Source organism: Acidithiobacillus ferriphilus (assembly GCF_028215975.1).
GTDB classification, from domain to species: Bacteria; Pseudomonadota; Gammaproteobacteria; order Acidithiobacillales; family Acidithiobacillaceae; genus Acidithiobacillus; species Acidithiobacillus ferriphilus.
Map to the genome: position 1 here is coordinate 497777 of NZ_CP116458.1, position 17967 is coordinate 515743.

General features: G+C 56.0%; 16 protein-coding genes. 5 read left to right on the forward strand and 11 right to left on the reverse strand.

What is annotated here, in order from left to right; all coding sequences use genetic code 11:
* Positions 1-32 precede the first annotated feature (32 nt).
* From PJU76_RS02480 to PJU76_RS02520, 9 genes are all read right to left on the reverse strand, one after another.
* Positions 33-293, reverse strand: a complete 261-nt coding sequence (locus PJU76_RS02480) for a hypothetical protein (RefSeq protein WP_271780335.1) — start codon at positions 291-293, stop codon at positions 33-35.
* Positions 294-626: 333 nt separating this feature from the next.
* Entirely contained in the window at positions 627-1364 is a 738-nt protein-coding gene (locus PJU76_RS02485; RefSeq protein WP_334212474.1) for a cytochrome c1, read from the reverse strand.
* Positions 1361-2569 carry a cytochrome b gene (locus tag PJU76_RS02490; RefSeq protein WP_271780336.1) on the reverse strand — a complete coding sequence of 403 codons (1209 nt, stop codon included), beginning with the start codon at positions 2567-2569 and terminating at the stop codon, positions 1361-1363. The genes PJU76_RS02485 and PJU76_RS02490 overlap by 4 nt, the downstream gene beginning before the upstream one ends.
* A 27-nt stretch (positions 2570-2596) precedes the next feature.
* Positions 2597-3217, reverse strand: a complete 621-nt coding sequence (gene petA, locus PJU76_RS02495) for a ubiquinol-cytochrome c reductase iron-sulfur subunit (RefSeq protein ID WP_081258065.1) — start codon at positions 3215-3217, stop codon at positions 2597-2599.
* A gap of 98 nt (positions 3218-3315) precedes the next feature.
* On the reverse strand, positions 3316-4104 hold the full coding sequence (locus PJU76_RS02500) for a YciK family oxidoreductase (RefSeq protein WP_271780337.1): 789 nt from the start codon (positions 4102-4104) through the stop codon (positions 3316-3318).
* A complete protein-coding gene (locus tag PJU76_RS02505; RefSeq protein WP_271780338.1) occupies positions 4097-4879 on the reverse strand; it encodes a c-type cytochrome in 783 nt (260 codons plus the stop codon). Before PJU76_RS02505 ends, PJU76_RS02500 begins: the two co-directional genes overlap by 8 nt.
* Before the next feature lie 436 nt (positions 4880-5315).
* Complete coding sequence (locus PJU76_RS02510; RefSeq protein WP_271780339.1) at positions 5316-5753, reverse strand: hypothetical protein; 438 nt, start codon at positions 5751-5753, stop codon at positions 5316-5318.
* Between the two features lie 308 nt (positions 5754-6061).
* A complete protein-coding gene (locus PJU76_RS02515; protein WP_271780340.1) occupies positions 6062-6754 on the reverse strand; it encodes an MBL fold metallo-hydrolase in 693 nt (230 codons plus the stop codon).
* Between the two features lie 140 nt (positions 6755-6894).
* Positions 6895-7857, reverse strand: coding sequence for a CysB family HTH-type transcriptional regulator (locus tag PJU76_RS02520; RefSeq protein ID WP_271780341.1), 963 nt, complete (start codon positions 7855-7857; stop codon positions 6895-6897).
* Positions 7858-8060: 203 nt separating this feature from the next.
* Here PJU76_RS02520 and tal point away from each other — a divergent pair, with 203 nt between their 5' ends.
* Positions 8061-9152, forward strand: a complete 1092-nt coding sequence (gene tal, locus PJU76_RS02525) for a transaldolase (protein WP_271780342.1) — start codon at positions 8061-8063, stop codon at positions 9150-9152.
* Between the two features lie 30 nt (positions 9153-9182).
* On the opposite strand, the gene PJU76_RS02530 is transcribed toward tal, so the two are convergent.
* Together PJU76_RS02530 and PJU76_RS02535 are read right to left on the reverse strand one after the other, a co-directional pair.
* Entirely contained in the window at positions 9183-9956 is a 774-nt protein-coding gene (locus PJU76_RS02530) for an enoyl-ACP reductase FabI (protein WP_271780343.1), read from the reverse strand.
* A 23-nt stretch (positions 9957-9979) separates the two neighbouring features.
* Positions 9980-11791: a LysM peptidoglycan-binding domain-containing protein gene (locus tag PJU76_RS02535; RefSeq protein ID WP_271780344.1), complete on the reverse strand. Its 1812-nt coding sequence runs from the start codon at positions 11789-11791 to the stop codon at positions 9980-9982.
* Positions 11792-12055: 264 nt separating this feature from the next.
* Between PJU76_RS02535 and gltX the strand changes: the two genes are divergently transcribed.
* The 4 genes from gltX (at position 12056) to sucC (ending at position 17966) form a co-directional block, all read left to right on the forward strand.
* A complete protein-coding gene (gene gltX / locus PJU76_RS02540) occupies positions 12056-13456 on the forward strand; it encodes a glutamate--tRNA ligase (protein ID WP_271780345.1) in 1401 nt (466 codons plus the stop codon).
* A 110-nt stretch (positions 13457-13566) separates the two neighbouring features.
* Positions 13567-15504 carry an aconitate hydratase gene (locus PJU76_RS02545; RefSeq protein ID WP_271780346.1) on the forward strand — a complete coding sequence of 646 codons (1938 nt, stop codon included), beginning with the start codon at positions 13567-13569 and terminating at the stop codon, positions 15502-15504.
* A gap of 2 nt (positions 15505-15506) precedes the next feature.
* Complete coding sequence (gene icd, locus PJU76_RS02550; RefSeq protein ID WP_271781032.1) at positions 15507-16793, forward strand: NADP-dependent isocitrate dehydrogenase; 1287 nt, start codon at positions 15507-15509, stop codon at positions 16791-16793.
* A 9-nt stretch (positions 16794-16802) separates the two neighbouring features.
* Positions 16803-17966 carry an ADP-forming succinate--CoA ligase subunit beta gene (gene sucC / locus PJU76_RS02555; protein ID WP_271780347.1) on the forward strand — a complete coding sequence of 388 codons (1164 nt, stop codon included), beginning with the start codon at positions 16803-16805 and terminating at the stop codon, positions 17964-17966.
* Position 17967 lies beyond the last annotated feature (1 nt).

The following is a 17967-nucleotide window of genomic DNA, read 5'->3' on the forward strand; positions in this document are numbered from 1 at the left end:
GAGCATACGCGTTTTGTCCGAAAAATGGCTTGTCAGTAAGCCGGCTGTGCGGCTGTGCGGATACGGTATCGTTCCAGGCGGATAACCAGGAGAATACCAATGATCTGCCCGGCAAAAATCGCAATAAATTCCAGCAGGTAGTTTGTTGGAAACCAATGGCCTACGGCGATAGACAGTATCAAAATGGGCATGGCATAAAGTATAAGATTCCCAAGGGTAAGGGCGATACCCATTATCTGCACGGCCCAGGCTGATGGCGTAGCCTGAATATTATGATTTTGGTTGGTTTTCATCACATCACACCTCTTTGTAGATGAAGGGATTGATCCGGTTGTCCGTACTAATCGCGTATTCCTGTTTAATAAAAGCGAAATATGCCTGCTCTACTACCAACGCGTCTTCCAATGTCGATACATTAAAATGGTGGCGGAATGTCGGCAGCGAGTTTTTTTGGTCGACAGGGGATGACGAGCTTGTTTGATCCAACTCAAAAATCTTTGCTGATGAACACAATGCTTCCGCGCTGTTTGCCGAAGCGTGTGGCTAGGGGAAATAATGGTTGTGGGTTGTTGTGTCCCCCGGGCAGTATGAACGTTCTTTTCAAACTGCCTGGGGGTATCGTAGCTTTAACTTCGTTTCACTCTGGTACCGACATGTCTACCCTTTTTCTTTAAGTCCAGCCAATATGCCGTCTTAAGAAGGTAGGCGAGGATTGTGAATAGCAATAAAATGCCAATAACGTACGGACCAAGAGCCATTCTCTTGAAATATGACGGATCCGAGGCATACCGAAGAAATGCGACGACATCAGCAACATTTTTATGGTATTCCGCAGGAGACAACTTCCCAGGATAAATGACCTGGCCTTTGGGTCCTACGGTACCCCCCCATGGGGCCAATATATTAGGCATGGCAACCATTGGGAAAACATAGTTATTCCAACCCGACGGACGGGCAGGATCCCAATAAAATGACAGTAGATACGTATAAATAAACTTCGATCCCAAATATCTGTCCATGTGACTCAGGTCTGGGGGTGGTTTCCCCAACCATTTGGCTGCCATGTCAGAGGGCATCGGAGAATCTATTGTCCCCTTAAATGCAGCGCCACTCGGCAGCATTATGTCCTTCATCACCTCACTTTTCGACATGCCCAGATCTGCAGTGAGGTATTCATAGCGCAAGGAACTGACAGAGTGGCAAGCCATACAATGGGCCGCAAAGTACCTGGCCCCGGCTATGACGGTGGTTCTATTGAATGTGTAATGAGGTGTCATCCAATGCACAGTTTCACCCGCACCAAAAGCCAGAGTGGGCACCAACATTGACACAAACAAGAAACATAAATATCTGTACTTGCTCATCCTGTTACCCTCTCCGGTACGGGCCGCGTCGGTTCTATCGTGCTAATGATAGGCAGCAATATATAAAATCCGAGGTATAAAGCTGTTGCCACCCGTTCTATCAAGAAGAATTTAGGTAGCGGCGGCTGTTCACCTACCCACGCCAAAGTAATGAAGGAGATTCCGGCAACAATAAGCATGGTCTTGTATACCGGACGATATCTACTAGACCGTACGGGATTGCGATCAAGCCAAGGCAGCAGGAAAGGCAGCAATACCGAGGTAACCATTATCGTAATTCCATAATACTTGTTGGGTACCGCCCGGAGCATTGCATAATAAGGCGACAGGTACCACGGCGGGGTCACGTCTGGCAAGCTAACCATCGGATTCGCGGCAAGGAATGTTGTCCGCTCCATAAAGATGCCATGCATTGTCGGCGCATAGAATATAATCGTGACAAATATGGTCAGGAAAACGCCCACCCCAAATAAATCTTTAACCGTATAATATGGATGAAATGGTATGCCATCTAATGGTTTCCCATCTGTCCCTTTGTGTTTCTTTATTTCAATACCGTCAGGATTGTTTGAGCCAACTTTATGCAAGGCTACAATATGCATCACGATGGCTGCGAGAATGATAAGAAAGAATAAAACAACATGCAGCGCCAGAAAACGCTGCAATGTTGCAGTGCCAACGCCTGGACCACCGCGTGCCAGCGTGGTGAGGGAGGGGCCGACTATCGGCACCGCATGTATGATCGAGGTGATCACCTCTCCGGCCCAGTAAGACAGATTTCCGAATGGCAGCACATACCCGACAAACGCCTCGGCCATCATTAACAAATAAATAACATATCCGATAATCCACACCAATTCTCGTGGGGTGCGATGCGATCCGTACAAAAGTCCACGAAACATGTGGGCATAAAGCAATATAAATATAAGGGATACACCATCGACATGCATATAGCGTATCAGCCAACCCCAGTTGGTGTCATACATAATACCTTGCACAGAAGCGAAGGCGCCCTGGGATGTGGGATCGTAATGGGCCATCAAAAAGAAGCCGCTGATTAGCTGCATTACGATCATCAGCAGGAGTAGGGATCCTGCATAATAAAGAATGTTAAAGTTCTTTGGTGCGAAATATTCCGTTAGATGTTCTTTTACAGTCTCGTCCAAAGGAAGTCTTTGATTAACCCATACTGAAAATCTACTCATAGGAACTACCCCTCAATTATCAGCCAGTCAACACAAGTGAGCTTTTGGATACATATGGGTAATCGTGGTGCTCATCTTTTCAGTGGAGATTTCATACTCCGGCACAGCCATATTATGCGGGGCAGGGGAACCTTGTATTACCCGGCAAGACAGATCGTACATGGAACCGTGGCATGGGCAGTGAAACCCTCCGAGCCACCACGGCGCAACGCTACCTTTCTTTGGCCTATAATGGGGGATGCAGCATAAATGATTGCAAATGCGTATCCCGACATACCATTCAGGAATCCTGGAGCGATACATATTTGTACAGTAGGGGGGTTGCTGCGGTACTTTGCATAGCGGATCTTTTAAAATCCCTTTATCCATCGTCTCTTTTAATGAAGCCAACATCTCCGGGGTCCGATTTATTATTATCACCGGTTTTTTCTGCCACGGAACCGTAACCTGCATACCAGGTTCAATGGGGCTTAGATCTACCGTGGTTGACGACGCCGCCAATGCTGCCGCTGTTGGTTCCATTGATTCAATTAGCGGCACAACAGCCATCCCACCTACCACCACTCCGACAGCAGATGTCGCCGCCGTCAAAAATCTCCGACGGGTAATATTCTTATGATCATGTTCCGCATCTGTAACCGTTGTCATTTTCTATAACCTCGCTCATGCCCCAAGATCCACATCGTAATTACTAGAGTATGCCTATTCTGTTGCGGCTGGCATTGTCCGCATCCATATAGATCGCCTTATTGTACCAGGGCAACCTTCCTACTATCATCGTGCTCCGCGTCTAACCATTCTCTAGCATCCATTATTTGACCGCGTACTCCCTTGCTATCAGGTCCCATCAAATAATTATAGACTGGCATTATGGCCTTTGGTGGTGGGACTGACATTATTGATGCTCCGGGGTGTGTCCTCACTCGCATCCCTGTGCGGCAGGGCCCAGGATTTATCACATTCACTCGAACATTGGTCTTCTGCAATTCGATGGCGAGCGTAAGGGCGAGATGTTCCGTTGCCGCTTTACTAACGGCGTAAGCACCCCAATAGCCTTTGGCTTCGCGAGCACAGTCGTCCGTTATAAACACTATTGAGCCATCACCTGACTCCAGCAGCATCGGCAAGCAAGCTTGCGTCAACAAGAATGGGGCGGTTGTATTTACTCTCATAGTGCTCTCCCATAACTCCTCATCATAATATTGGATTGGAGTTAGTATATCGAGCTCCGCTGCATTATGCAGAATGCCATCTAGTCTGCCTAAATTCTCTTTTAGGCGTTGCGCAAAATCTATGTAATCACTCGCTTTCGCAGTGAGCAAATTCATAGGGTGTATAACTGCCTGCTTATATCCTGAATCGATAATCTCGTCATATACCGCTTCCAGTTTTCGTTGCGTTCGGCCTAATAAAACGACCTCGGCACCCAAGCGGGCAAATTCCATCGCGGCACAGCGCCCAATTCCTTCACCGGCACCTGTGACAACAATCACTCGACCGTTTAGTAAGTTATCGGCGGGCACGTAATTATTCATTGCTGTCCCCTGGCAAGCTGCGCACATAACTAGCTAACTCGGTAATCTGTGCTTCGGACAACCGTGATGCGACATAACGCATTATAGCGTGCGGGTCATTGGTCCTGAGACCTTTTTTGAAATAGTTCAGTTGTAACACTACATAGGCTTGTCTTTGCCCCGCCAAGCGAGGAAAGAGCGGTGGATCACCCAGGCCGGTTGGGCCATGGCATGCCATGCACGCTGGCACATGCGTAGTGGAAATACCGCCCTCAAATATTTTCTTACCCGCTGCCGCCAATTTTGGGTTGATCATCTTGCCTTTTGCCGGAACCTGCTTGGAATAGTAGTCGGCCACGTGCTGCACCTGCGCCGGAGTTAATGAAGCAGCCATGCCCCACATGATTGCCTTTGCCATAGGGTCCGCGCGCGTGTGACTCCGAAAGTTATCCAGCTGTTTGACTAGATAAGGAGCCCATTGCCCCGCCAAGTCTGGAAACATCGCTCCTTGTGGAGATATTCCAGTCATTCCATGACATGCCATACAAGTGCTGCTCACTGATTGCGGAATATTTCCAGTTTGGGTATCCGCCGTTGTTTGTGCACTTGCTGCAGAATGTGCCGCGGCTGTAACGGCTGTTGTAGAAGAAGCGGTAGCTGCTGCTAGCTTATTGTCATGCACTGTTGCCGCCGCACACTCGGTCATGGCAAAAAATATCGTGCCCGTACTGAAAAGCACGATAGGTACGACTGCCCTTATTGCGCCAAGTCCTTTGATGTAGCTAAGTCGGACCATCTGTCTCCACCCCCGCGTTAGCATGTACTTATCATCTTATACCCATTCACTTCTCATCGTGTTCATCTTAATAAGACTATAGAAATTGATTATGGTCAACCCCCAATGTTCGTTATTGTCGCGATTGCTAGAAATAGAGCGCAAATTGTGTTCTTCAAAGGTGGAGAAGGTTGGCACGGTAGCGTAGCGGCATGATGCCGCCACTTTCGTCTAATCCTGGGGTTTGTTCCGCCAATATATTAGTTAATAATAGAAAATTAATGAAGAAATAATACTTCTGGCGAGGCTGTTTTCTGACAGAAAAAGCCTAATTTTTCAAAAAAATCCGGCAATAACAATATCAACAGGTGTAGTTATATTGTGATGTGCGAGGACGCTTTTGGGGGATTGCGGAGCGTGGGTCGCCGCTGGCCTTCATGGCGAGACACTCATCCCGTTATTCTTCTGGCCAGTCTTTCCCATACAGTCTTTCTCCATGCTCCTGGTGTTGCAGGTGATTTTCATAGGATGAGATCATTTTCAGTTCCAGCCCGATGAATGGACGTGGTTCAGCCAGCACTTTCGTCCGATAATCGGAAAGCTCTGGATGCCGTTCCAGAAATGCAGCCATTTCTCCGAGTTTATTTGGTGGAATGGGCTTGTATTGATCATGACTGTCCTTGGAGAAGACCACCCAAGGGGCTTCCAGCGTCATCCATATGATAAGGGATACCGCTATGGACAAAACGTGCGGATGGAACGATCCCCATATCAAGTAGATGCTTGCCGCCGATATGGCGGCTGCAAAAATAGAATAGATTAGAAGTGCCAATATGATCATGTTCTTTTTTCTTTCTATTTCCGCCTTGGTCAGCGGCCTTTCATAGAAATTCATGGCATCCCTCCGGTCTTGCGAGTTGATTACTTCAGTGCAACCGTATAATTAGTAGATATATTGACACGAAAGAGTCGATTTTCTGCCTGTTATAGGGGGGCTTTCTCTAATTTAAGATATCGCATATCAGTTATTTTAACGCATCATAAAATACAGAATATTTTGTCAGGCAATAAGCGTTCTCACGCTTTCTGGACCTTCTGTAAGTATCTGAAGTGGGTGAGACCAATCCATCCCGTACCCATATAGACGTGGCATGCTTTGGTATCGGGCAAGCGCGGGAGGCCATGTGGCTATTCTTCGTTGAATTAGGCAAGTACATCGTTTTCAGTCCCGCTTATAGCCGTTTCTTCGTTCGAATCTAGGGACCAGTTGGGCAGCATGCGCTGGCAAGCGCGCGCAAAGGCGCCAACGCGGCGACCGGTATAAAACCAGTGGCAGCAGCGTCGTATCTCTTCCACATTGCTCATGCGTCGGCCTTTGAATTCCCGGCCCGGATAGATCAAGTATTCTTCGGGGAGAACGAGTAAGCGTGAAGTGATGCTCTGGTATAGCTGGGTGACGTGAGTATCCCGTGGCGCGCAGACGCCTACACCACCGGCGAGCAGTGTTTCACCCGTGAAGAGGCGATCCCGCCACTGATAGGTCACCGCACAGGGGCTTTGCCCAGGCGTATGGATAACTTTTACGGTTTCTTCACCCAAATACAGGATGTCACCCTGCCTGGCCCGCAAGTCGGAATGGACACCGGGTGCCCGCTCATGCAGAACCACGCGCCCATCGGTAACGGCTTTTAAGGTCAACGCGGCGTGATCATGGTCCAGATGGATGCAGGTTACCAAAATGTACTGAAGCGATAGATCTAGGCCTGCTATCGTTTCCAGCATGCTATCAACGGTGGCGAGCATGGGATCGACCACAGCCGCTATGCGTGTTGCCGGGTCAGCGAAGAGGTAACTCAGCCTTTTGGTTCTTGGGTCAAAAAATTGTCGGAAGATCATGATCCCCTGCCGTGAATTCATTCTTGAGAGTGGTGGCGTCGTTATTATCTCCGAAGGGTTGAAAGGACGCCCCATGCCTGGTCAACAGAAAATTTAATGGAAGTATAAGCTTTATCTGGAGGATAGGGAACTTGCGATCATCAGACCCTGCCTGGCAGAGGTGGGGTGAAGTCGCCCGTACCAGCCTCAGCCAGAGCCATATCGACAGTAAGTCGATCGAGATGTGGCGCGAAAATCTCGATAAAGGCATATACGTACAGGCGTAAATAACTTCCCTGGCGCAGGGCAAGGTAGGTGGTGCTCGGTTCGAAAAGGTGACTGGCATCGACAACGCCCAGAGTCGAATCGCGCGTCGGGTCGTAGGCCATCTGCGCCACGATACCGATACCAAGTCCGAGTTCCACATACGCCTTGATCACGTCCGAGTCGATGGCGGATAGCACCACGTTGGGTTTGAGGCCTTGCGCAGCGAAGGCTTTGTCGATCGCGGAACGTCCGGCGAAGGCGGCATCGTAGGTGACAATGGGATACGCAGCGATCGATTTTAAGGTTAGGGGCCGTTTTTCCAAAATAGGGTGGCCGCGGGGCGCAACGACAGCGCGATTCCATTGATAGCAGGGAAGGGCGACCAAGCCGATGTGCGAGTTAAGGGCTTCGGTAGCGATGGCGATATCGACGTTCCCCGTCGCCAACATTTCCGCGATCTGCGTGGGGCTGCCTTGGCGCAGCCGCAAATGAACCCCTGGATAGCGTTCGGCAAAAATCTTGACCGCCTTGGGCATGGCGTAACGCGCCTGGGTATGGGTCGTGGCAACCACCAGCCTGCCATAATCCCCGCGTGAGAACTCCTGGCCCACCTTCCGGATGTTTTCCATATCGCGCACCATGCGCTGGGCGTAGTCCACGATTCGCTCGCCCGCAGGCGTCATTCCGATCATCCGCTTGCCTTTGCGCACAAAGAGTTCGACGCCGAGTTCATCCTCCAGAAGCTGAATCTGCTTGCTGACTCCCGGTTGCGAGGTATACAACGCTTCCGCGGCAGCTGAGACGTTGAATTTCTGGCGCACCACCGCACAAACGTATCGTAGCTGCTGTAAGTTCATTGATCCTCATCATCTTGACTGATGCATATATAGATACAATGTATTATTCTTTTAAATTACATATATTACCAGCCCATTTTGACCTGCAAGCCTTTACTTATTACCTTGAGCTGACCGAAGACCGTCCGATGCCAGACTCTGGTCTAAACTGAAGGTTGGGTGGACGTCGTGTATATTGGCGGTATCAAGTCGGGAGGATCAGCATGGCAACGGATTTGCGAGCACTCAGGAAGCAGGTTGGGCAAAGTATCTGGTTGGATAATCTGTCGCGCACCCTTATCCATGACGACATTATGCGGCGTTATATCGACGAGGACGGGATCAGCGGGGTGACCTCCAACCCCAGTATTTTTCAGAAGGCGATTCACTCCAGCCCCTACTATCAGGAAGATCTGCGTCAGCCTGCGGATTCCGCAGAACGGTTGTATGAGCGCCTGGTGGTGGATGATCTGCGTAAGGCCTGCGATTTGTTGCATCCGGTGTATGTGGAAACGGATGGTGATGACGGCTGGGTGAGTTGGGAGGAGTCGCCGCGGCTGGGGCAGGATGAGGCCGCCACGGTGACTGAGGCGCAACGGCTGCGTGGATTGGTGCGGCGGGACAACCTGCTGATCAAAGTGCCGGCGACGCCCGCAGGTATTCGTGCCTTCGCAACGCTCATCGGCCGCGGTGTGTCGGTCAACGTGACTCTGATGTTTGGGCTGAAACATGTCCGTGACGTATTCGCGGCCTATCAGAAAGGAATGACGCGGTGGGTGGCCAGTGGCGGTGATCCGCGCAAGGTGAAAGCGGTCGCCAGCCTCTTCCTGTCGCGAGTGGATACGCTGGTCGATCAAAAGCTGGAGGCCATTGGCACGTCGGAGGCTTTGGCGTTGCGTGGCAAGGCGGCCGTGGCGATGGCGAAATCGGCATACACCATTTACCAGGATGTTTTTCACGGTAAGGACTTTGCGGCGCTGCGCACCGCGGGTGGCAGACCCCAGTATCTACTCTGGGCGAGCACCAGTACCAAAAACGCTGCTTATCCCGATTTGCTCTATGTCGAACCATTGATGGGGCCGCAGACGATCAATACCTTGCCCGACGACACCCTGCTCAAGCTCCGCGATCATGGCAGCCTGGCGGCACGGATCGAAGATGACATGACGGGGGCACGGCGGACCATGGCGCGATTGGCCAGTCTGGGTATCGATATGGACGGGGCTGTGGCGGAGCAGTTGCAGGTCGAGGGTCTGGCCGCTTTCGCCAAAAGTTTTGAGGAGATGCTCGCGGAGGTGGGGCGCGCGATGCGGTGAGCGGCGCGCCCCGCTGGTCCGGCGTGCGTCTCAGAAGCCGACGGTGTTGAAACCTGCGTCCACGTAGGTGATTTCGCCGGTGATGCCAGAAGCGAGGTCGGAGCAGAGGAAGGCGGCGGTGTTGCCGACCTCCTCTTGCGTCACGTTGCGGTGCAGGGGCGCATGTTCCGCATAGTGATCCAGAATCTTGCGGAACTCGCCGATGCCGCTGGCCGCGAGGGTGCGGATAGGCCCGGCGGAAATGGCATTGACGCGGATGCCGTCCGGCCCCAGCGCGTAGGCGAGATAACGGACGCTGGCTTCAAGACTGGCCTTGGCGAGTCCCATCACATTGTAGTTGGCCATGGCGCGCTCGGCGCCGAGGTAGCTGAGAGCCAGCAAGGCGCCCTGCCGACCCTGCATGAGCGGGTGCATGGCCTTGGCCATGGCGGTGAAGCTGTAAGAGGATACCTCGTGGGCAATGCGGAAGCCCTCGCGGGTGGTGGCGTCCAGATAGCTGCCGTTGAGTTCGTCTTTGGGCGCAAAAGCCGCGCCGTGAATGCCGATATCGACGTTGCCCCAGAGTGACTGGATCTTTTGCATGGCGCTCGTCAGTTGCTCTTCGTTCATCAGGTCCAGTTCCAGGGGTTCCGGCGCACCGATCTGGTTCGCCAGCTCTTCCACCCGGCTTTTGGTGCGCTCGCCCTGATAGGTGAGGAGCACTTCCGCGCCCTGGCGATGCATGGCCTGAGCGATGCCCCAGCAGATGGAGCGGTCATTGGCCACGCCGACAACCAGTGCTTTTTTCCCTCCCATAAAACCCATTGCAAAAACCCCTTACGCCAGAATCAGCGTGTATAAATGGTGAGACGTGAGCCCGGTTGAATATCGCTGGCCGAGGCCAGGCGATTCCACTGCATCAGTGAGTGGGGCTGGACATGGAATTGTTGGGCAATCTGCCAGAGCGTGTCACCCTGACGCACTACATAAGTCGTCGTTCGTCCCCGAGTGGCGGCGCGTTCCTGCCGGTGATTGATGGCGGCAACTACTGTGTGTGCCGGGATATTCAGCACCTGTCCGGGATGGAGGACGGTCCGCTCGGTGAGGTGGTTGGCGTGGGCCAGTACGGAGACGCCGACCCCGGCGCGCTGGGCGATTTGCCAGAGACTCTCGCCGGGCCGGACGGTAAGGCGTTGGTAACCGCGCGCGGCCGTATAGACCGGTGCTGGGGCACTGCCACCACCCCGGATATGGAGGATCTCGCCGACCTGCAGGCCGCGCGCGGAACGGATATGGTTCCAGCGCATGAGGTCGTGGACGCTGACGCCGGCCCGCTGCGCGAGTTGCGAGAGCGTGTTGCCCGGACGCACCCTGAGCGGTTGGCTGTTTTGCGCATAGACCGCATGACGCAGCCCACCGGTGCCATAGACAACCAGCCGCTGTCCGACTTGCAGGTCGCGCGCGGAACGGATGTGATTCCAGCGTTTGAGGTCGGTAATGCTGACCCCGGCCCGTTGCGCCAGATGCCAGAGCGTCTCACCGCGGCGGAGGGTGATGTGACTGAGTCGTGGTGCTGCCGCAGGTGCGGCTATGGGGCGTGTGGCTACTTCCTGGGGCATGGTCAATAGCGCTGTTTTCAGTGCCCCAGCCTTGCCTTTGGGAACCACGAGCTGGTAATCGGCCGGTGCGACGCCATAGCTCAGTCCGGCATTGAGGCGCCGCAATTCGCTGACCGGCATGTTCATCAGATTCGCTGCTACGTTGAGTGCCACGGATTTTGGAGTGGTGACTACCGCAATATGCGCCGCATTGGGAATGACGGGCAGGGAAACATGGTAAGCGCTGGCGTTTTTGATGACCTGCGCCAGGGCGAGCAACTCGGCAACGTAGTTTTCTGTTTGCTCTGGGAGATTGAGGTCCCAGAAGTCCGTGGGCTTGCCAGCCGCGACATTTTGCTGGATGGCGGCGGAGACGGTGCCCTGTCCGGCATTATAGGATGCGATGGCGAGGAGCCAGTTGCCACCGAAATAGTTATAGAGATAAGACAGATAGTCGAGGGCCGCGTTGGTGGAGGCGGTGAGGCTCAGGCGGGGATCGCCGTAGCGGGTATTTTGCAGGCCGAAATTGCGTGCGGTACCGGGTATGAATTGCCAGAGACCCGCTGCCGCCGCCGGAGAATAGGCCTTGGGGTTGTAACCGCTCTCGATAGCCGGCAACAGCGCCAATTCCATGGGGAGGCCGCGCTGCGCAATTGCTGACACCACATAATAAAGAAAAGGACGGGAGTTATCGAAGATTTGTTCCAGCTTACCCTGGTGTTGCAGGAACCAGGTACGCCATTTGTCCACTTCTACCCGTGACACGTCGCTGATCCGCAGACCGTCATCAATATGTGTCCAGACATTGCCGATCTCCGTCTGGTGACCAAAGGCGCCTGATGCTTCGAACTGCTGCAGGGTGGCTGACAGGCTGGAAGCATTGCCGCTTTGCCCGTTACCATCGCCTTGCAAATCCGCAGTTTGCCCGGTGCTGTTCAAGGCTTCTGCCACACCACTCTGAAGATCACTTTGTTGCAGGCCTATGGTCTGACTCTCCGCCCAGACCATAGGAATGCCCCCCAGCGCCATCAGCGTGGCGACAGCGATGATTCGTTTCTTCATGCTACTCCTTACCTGGGCAGGCTCGGTCCACAATGGGCGTCCCGCAGATATAATCCTTCGTAAAATGATATTATAATAAACAGTGAGTTGGCATCAGGCTGGTCACCCGTTACTGGATGATAAGCAAAAGGAATGCCTTGAGTCAAACGATGTTTTCCGGTTTGTGCAGGGCATGACTCGCGGCGAAAGCCGGTGCTGCGCAGGATACCGGCGGGTCAAAGAGGCTGTTATTATCCTGTTTTCGCCAGTCTCAGGTTGCACACCATGTCCGTTCGTACCCGTTTCGCCCCCAGTCCCACCGGTTATCTGCATATTGGCGGTGTGCGCACCGCGCTTTACTCCTGGCTGCACGCGCGTCAACAGGGGGGGCGCTTCGTTCTACGTATCGAGGATACGGATGTGGAGCGCTCGACGCCGGAAGCGACGGCCGCCATTCTGGAAGGGATGGCCTGGCTGGGGCTGGACTGGGACGAAGGCCCGTTCTATCAGATGCGGCGCATGGACCGCTACCGGGAAGTGCTGGCGCAGATGCTGGCGGCAGGGACGGCTTATCATTGCTATTGCAGTCGTGAAGAAGTGGAAGCCATGCGCGAAGATCAGCGCGGGCGCGGCGAGAAACCGCGCTACGACGGACGTTGCCGGCAGCGCACGGCAACGCGTGAGGGGGTTGCGCCGGTGATCCGCTTCCGCAGCCCGGATAGCGGCGAAACGGTGGTGGAAGACCTGATTCACGGTACGGTGCGCTTTCAGAACAGTGAAATGGATGATCTGATCATCGCGCGCTCCGATGGGACGCCGACCTACAACTTTTGCGTGGTGGTGGATGACTGGGATATGGAGATCACCCACGTGATCCGCGGCGACGATCATCTCAATAATACGCCGCGGCAGATGCAGATTCTGCAGGCGCTGGGCGCGCGGGTGCCGGTCTACGCCCATGTGCCGATGATTCTCGGGCCGGACAAGCAGAAGTTGTCCAAGCGTCACGGGGCGGTGAGCGTGCTGGAATACCGCGAGCAAGGATTTTTGCCCGACGCGCTGCTCAATTTTCTGGTGCGGCTGGGCTGGTCCCATGGCGATCAGGAAATTTTTACCCGCGAGGAAATGGTGGAATTTTTCTGCATTGACGCGGTGAACAAGGCGGCATCGGCCTTTAACCCGGAGAAGCTGCTATGGATCAACGCCCAGCATATGCAGCGGCTGACGCCGGAGGGGCTGGCGCAGCATCTGCTGCCTTACCTCAACGCCGTCGGCATCACCGAGTCCTTGGTGGCGGCCGGGCCGACCCTCCCGGCGGTGGTGGCGTTGTTGCAGGAGCGGTCCAAGACCTTGGTGGAGATGGCGGCGGCGGCGGCGATGTTTTATGTGGCGCCGGGGGCCGGTGAACCCAAAGATGTGGAGAAGCATCTGCACGGGCAGGGCGCATTGTTGGCAACCCTGGCGCAGGCGCTGGACGCATTGCTGAACTGGGAGGCGGCGGCGATCCACAGCGTGATCCAGGAACTGGCGGTGACCCATGTCGACGGCAAGATGGGCAAAATCGCCCAACCCCTGCGGGTGGCGGTGGCGGGCAAGGCGGTATCTCCGCCTATCGATGCGACTCTGGCCTTGCTGGGCAGGGAGGAGACGTTGGCGCGTTTGCGGCGGGCGGTCGCCTGGATCTAGTCCCCTTTCGCCGTTTAGGGTCTGCTGATACTTGGCGCGGGGCGGTGCTTTTGCGATGATGGAGGTATCCGTTGTTCCCGACGATTTTCCGCAGATCAGGAGAGTAGTTCATGGCCATGAATGTCACCCAGAAGATTATTGCCGCCCATTTGGTCAGTGGCGCGCTGGAAGCGGGGAGCCCTATCGCTATCCGTATCGACCAGACCCTGACCCAGGACGCCACGGGGACCATGGCCTATCTGCAATTCGAGGCCCTCGGCCTGCCGCGTGTGCGCACGGAACTCTCGGTGTCCTATGTGGACCACAACATGCTCCAGTCGGGCTTCGAGAACGCCGACGATCATCGTTTTCTGCAAAGCTTTGCCGCGAAATATGGCGTGCATTTCTCCCGTCCCGGCAACGGCATCTGCCATCAGGTGCACCTGGAGCGATTTTCCAGGCCGGGTGGCACCCTGCTGGGCTCCGATTCGCACACGCCGACTTCCGGCGGAGCAGGCATGCTGGCCATTGGCGCGGGCGGTCTCGACATCGCCCTGGCCATGGGCGGCTTGCCTTTCAACCTCAATATGCCGCAGGTGGTCGGGGTCAAGCTGACCGGCCGCTTGCAGCCTTTTGTCAGTGCCAAGGACATTATTCTCGAAGTGCTGCGCCACAAGACGGTGAAGGGCGGTGTCGGCAAGGTCTTTGAGTATTTCGGGTCGGGCGTCGCCCAGCTCAGTGTGCCGGAGCGGGCGACCATCACCAACATGGGCGCCGAATTGGGCGCCACCACCAGTGTGTTCCCCAGTGATGCCGTGACCCGCCGTTACCTGGCGGCGCAGGGGCGCGATGCCTCTTGGTCGGAGTGGGTGGCGGATGCCGATGCCGACTATGACGAGGTGCTGGAAATCGATCTCGACCAGTTGGAGCCCCTCATCGCTTGTCCGCACAGCCCCGACAACGTCCGGAAAGTGCGCGAGGTGGCGGGCATGCCCGTGGCGCAGGTGGCCATCGGATCGTGCACCAACTCGTCCTATACGGATTTGATGACCGTGGCGAGCATGCTTAAGGGCAAGGTCGTCGCTGACGGCGTCAGCCTGGGGGTGTCGCCGGGGTCCCGGCAGGTGATGGAAATGGTGACCAGGGATGGCGGCCTGCTGGACTTCATCGGGGCCGGTTCGCGCATTCTGGAATCGGCCTGCGGACCTTGCATCGGCATGGGCTTCGCGCCGCCCACGGAAGGCGTCTCGGTGCGTTCCTTCAACCGCAATTTCTACGGACGTTCAGGCACCAAAAATGCGGCGGTGTATCTGGCGAGTCCGGAAACCTGCGCCGCTTGCGCCCTGACCGGGGTGATCACCGATCCCCGCGATCTGGGGCTCGCGCCCATTCACGTGCCGGTGCCGGAGCGTTTTCTGGTCGATGACCGGATGGTGCTTGCCCCCGCCGCCGAAGGTAGCCCGGTGGACATCATCCGTGGTCCCAACATCGCCAAACTCCCCACCGGGCAGGCCGCTCCGGAAAACTTGCAGGGCGAAGTGTTGATCCGTCTGGGAGATGACATCACCACCGACCACATCATGCCAGCCGGAGCCAAGGTGCTGCCGTTGCGCTCCAATCTGCCGGCCATTTCGGAGTTCGTTTTCCATATGGTGGATGAGACCTTCCCGACCCGCGCCAAGGCGGCCGGGGGTGGCTTTATCGTGGCGGGACATAACTACGGACAGGGTTCCAGTCGTGAACATGCGGCGCTGGCGCCCCGCTATCTCGGGGTGCGCGGGGTACTGGTACAGTCTTTCGCGCGCATTCATCTCGCCAATCTCATCAACTTCGGCATTTTGCCCCTGACTTTCGTGGACGCGGCGGATTATGCCAAGGTGCAGGCGGGGGATCAGCTCAGTCTGGATCTGAAGGGGCTGGCGCTGGGCCAGGCGCTGACGCTGCGCGATGCAACCCAAGGACTGGATATCCCGGTCATGCCGCAGTTGGCGAGTGCCCGTGATCTGGAGTTGATCCTCAAGGGCGGCGCCTTGTCCTGGGCCAGCGAACAATTGGAGAAAGTATCGTGACCATGGCGCATATTCAGATTCCGCCTCAGGGGAAGCCCATCACTCAGGTGGACGGGGTACTGCGGGTGCCCGATCAACCCGTTATTCCTTTCATCGAGGGAGACGGGATCGGCTGTGACGTCACGCCGGCCATGCGCGCGGTGGTGGATGCAGCGGTGCGGGCCGCTTATGGTGATCAGCGGTGTATTGCCTGGATGGAGCTGTTCGCCGGGCAGAAGGCCGTGGCGCTCTACGGTGAGGGGCAATATCTACCCGAGGAAACCATGGCCGCCATCCGGGACTATAAAGTCGCTATCAAAGGGCCCCTGGAGACGCCGGTGGGTGGTGGTATCCGCAGCCTCAATGTGGCGCTGCGCCAGGATCTGGACCTCTACGTCTGCTTGCGGCCGGTGCGTTATTTTGCGGGTACGCCCAGCCCCGTGTGCCACCCGGAGAAGGTGGATATGGTCATCTTTCGGGAAAACTCCGAGGATATTTACGCCGGTATCGAGTGGCCGGCGGGCAGCCCGGAAGTGGAAAGGCTCCTGCGCTTTTTGCAGGAAGAGATGGGGGTCAACAAAATTCGCTTCCCTGCCAGTTCCGCCATCGGCATCAAGCCGGTGTCGGTAGCGGGTTCGGAGCGATTGGTGCGGCGCGCCATCCAGTATGCGCTGGAGCATGGCAAGCCTTCGGTGAGCCTGGTGCATAAGGGCAATATCATGAAGTTCACCGAAGGCGGCTTCCGCGACTGGGGCTATGCCCTGGCTGAGCGGGAGTTTGCCGGGCGGGTCTTTACCTGGCGGCAGAAGGCGGCCATCGCCAAAGCCGCAGGTAAAGCAGCCGCGCAGCAGGCGGAGCAGCAGGCCGTTGCCGATGGCAAGCTGATTATCAAGGATGTCATCGCCGACAACTTCCTGCAGCAGATTTTGTTGCGGCCGGAAGATTATTCAGTGGTGGCCACGCTCAATCTCAACGGCGACTATATTTCCGATGCACTGGCGGCGGAAGTGGGCGGCATCGGCATGGCGCCGGGGGCGAACCTCTCCGATACCCATGCGATTTTTGAGGCCACCCACGGCACGGCACCGGACATCGCCGGGCAGGGCAAGGCCAATCCCAGCTCGCTGATTTTGTCGGCGGTGATGATGCTGGACCATCTGGGCTGGGGCGAGGCGGCGACGCACATCGTGACGGCCATGAACGCGGCAATCGCCAGCGGCGAGGTGACCGGTGACCTGGCGGCCTTGCGCGGTGATGTACCCGCCCTGAGCACAGCGGAGTTCAGTGCGGCGCTGGTGCGTCGTTTGTGAGGAAGTTTCATGAATTTGCATGAGTATCAGGCCAAGCGCCTGCTGGCCGAAGAGGGGGTGCTGGTGCCCCGCGCCATTCCCGCCTTCTCGGTGCGGGAGGCCGTGAATCAGGCTCGTGAACTGGGTGGCCCGGCCTGGGTTGTCAAAGCCCAGGTCCATGCCGGTGGGCGCGGCAAAGCTGGCGGGGTGCGGGTGGTGAATAGTATTGCCCAGGTGGAAAAGACGGCGCAGGAATTGCTGGGCAAGCCGCTGGTTACGGTACAGACCGGCCCCCAGGGGCAGCACGTAGCGGCCTTGCTCATTGAGGAACCCAGCCAGATTGCCCGTGAGCTCTATCTGGCCTTGATGGTGGATCGGGGACAGGCGCGGATCACCTTTCTGGCGACCCAGGAAGGTGGCATGGATATTGAGGATCTGGCGGCCTCCCGGCCAGAGGCCCTGCATCGGGTCGTGGTCGAGCCGCGCACCGGCTTCCTGCCTTTTCAGGCACGTCAGCTCGGGTTTCAGTTCGGGCTGGATGCCAGCCAGGTGCAGCAACTTACCCGCATCATGCAAGGGATGTATCGTCTGGCGCAGCGCTTGGATGCTCTGATGGTGGAGATCAATCCCCTCGCTATCACCACAGACGGCAAGCTGTTGGCGCTGGATGCCAAGGTGGTGATGGACGACAACGCTTTGTATCGCCACCCCGAGTCTGACGAGCTCTTCGACTCCACCCAGCAGGATGGGCGGGAAATTACCGCGCGACAGTTTGGACTGAACTATATTTCCCTGGAAGGTAACATCGGCTGCATGGTCAATGGTGCCGGCCTGGCCATGGCGACCATGGATCTGATCAAACTACACGGCGGCGAGCCCGCCAATTTTCTGGATGTGGGCGGTGGCGCGGCCGCGGACAAGGTCACCCAGGCCTTCAAGCTCATTCTCTCGGACATCCGGGTGAAGGCGATACTGGTCAATATCTTCGGGGGCATCACCCGCTGTGATCTGCTCGCGGAAGGGATCATCCAGGCCGCGGCAGAGGTGGGTATTCATCTGCCGGTGGTGGTGCGTCTGGAGGGCACTAAAAAGGAGGAGGGCATGGCCCTGCTGCGTGACAGTGGTCTCTCCCTGATCACCGCCGACGGTCTTACGGATGCGGCGATGAAAGCTGTCGCCGCGGCACAGGGTTGAC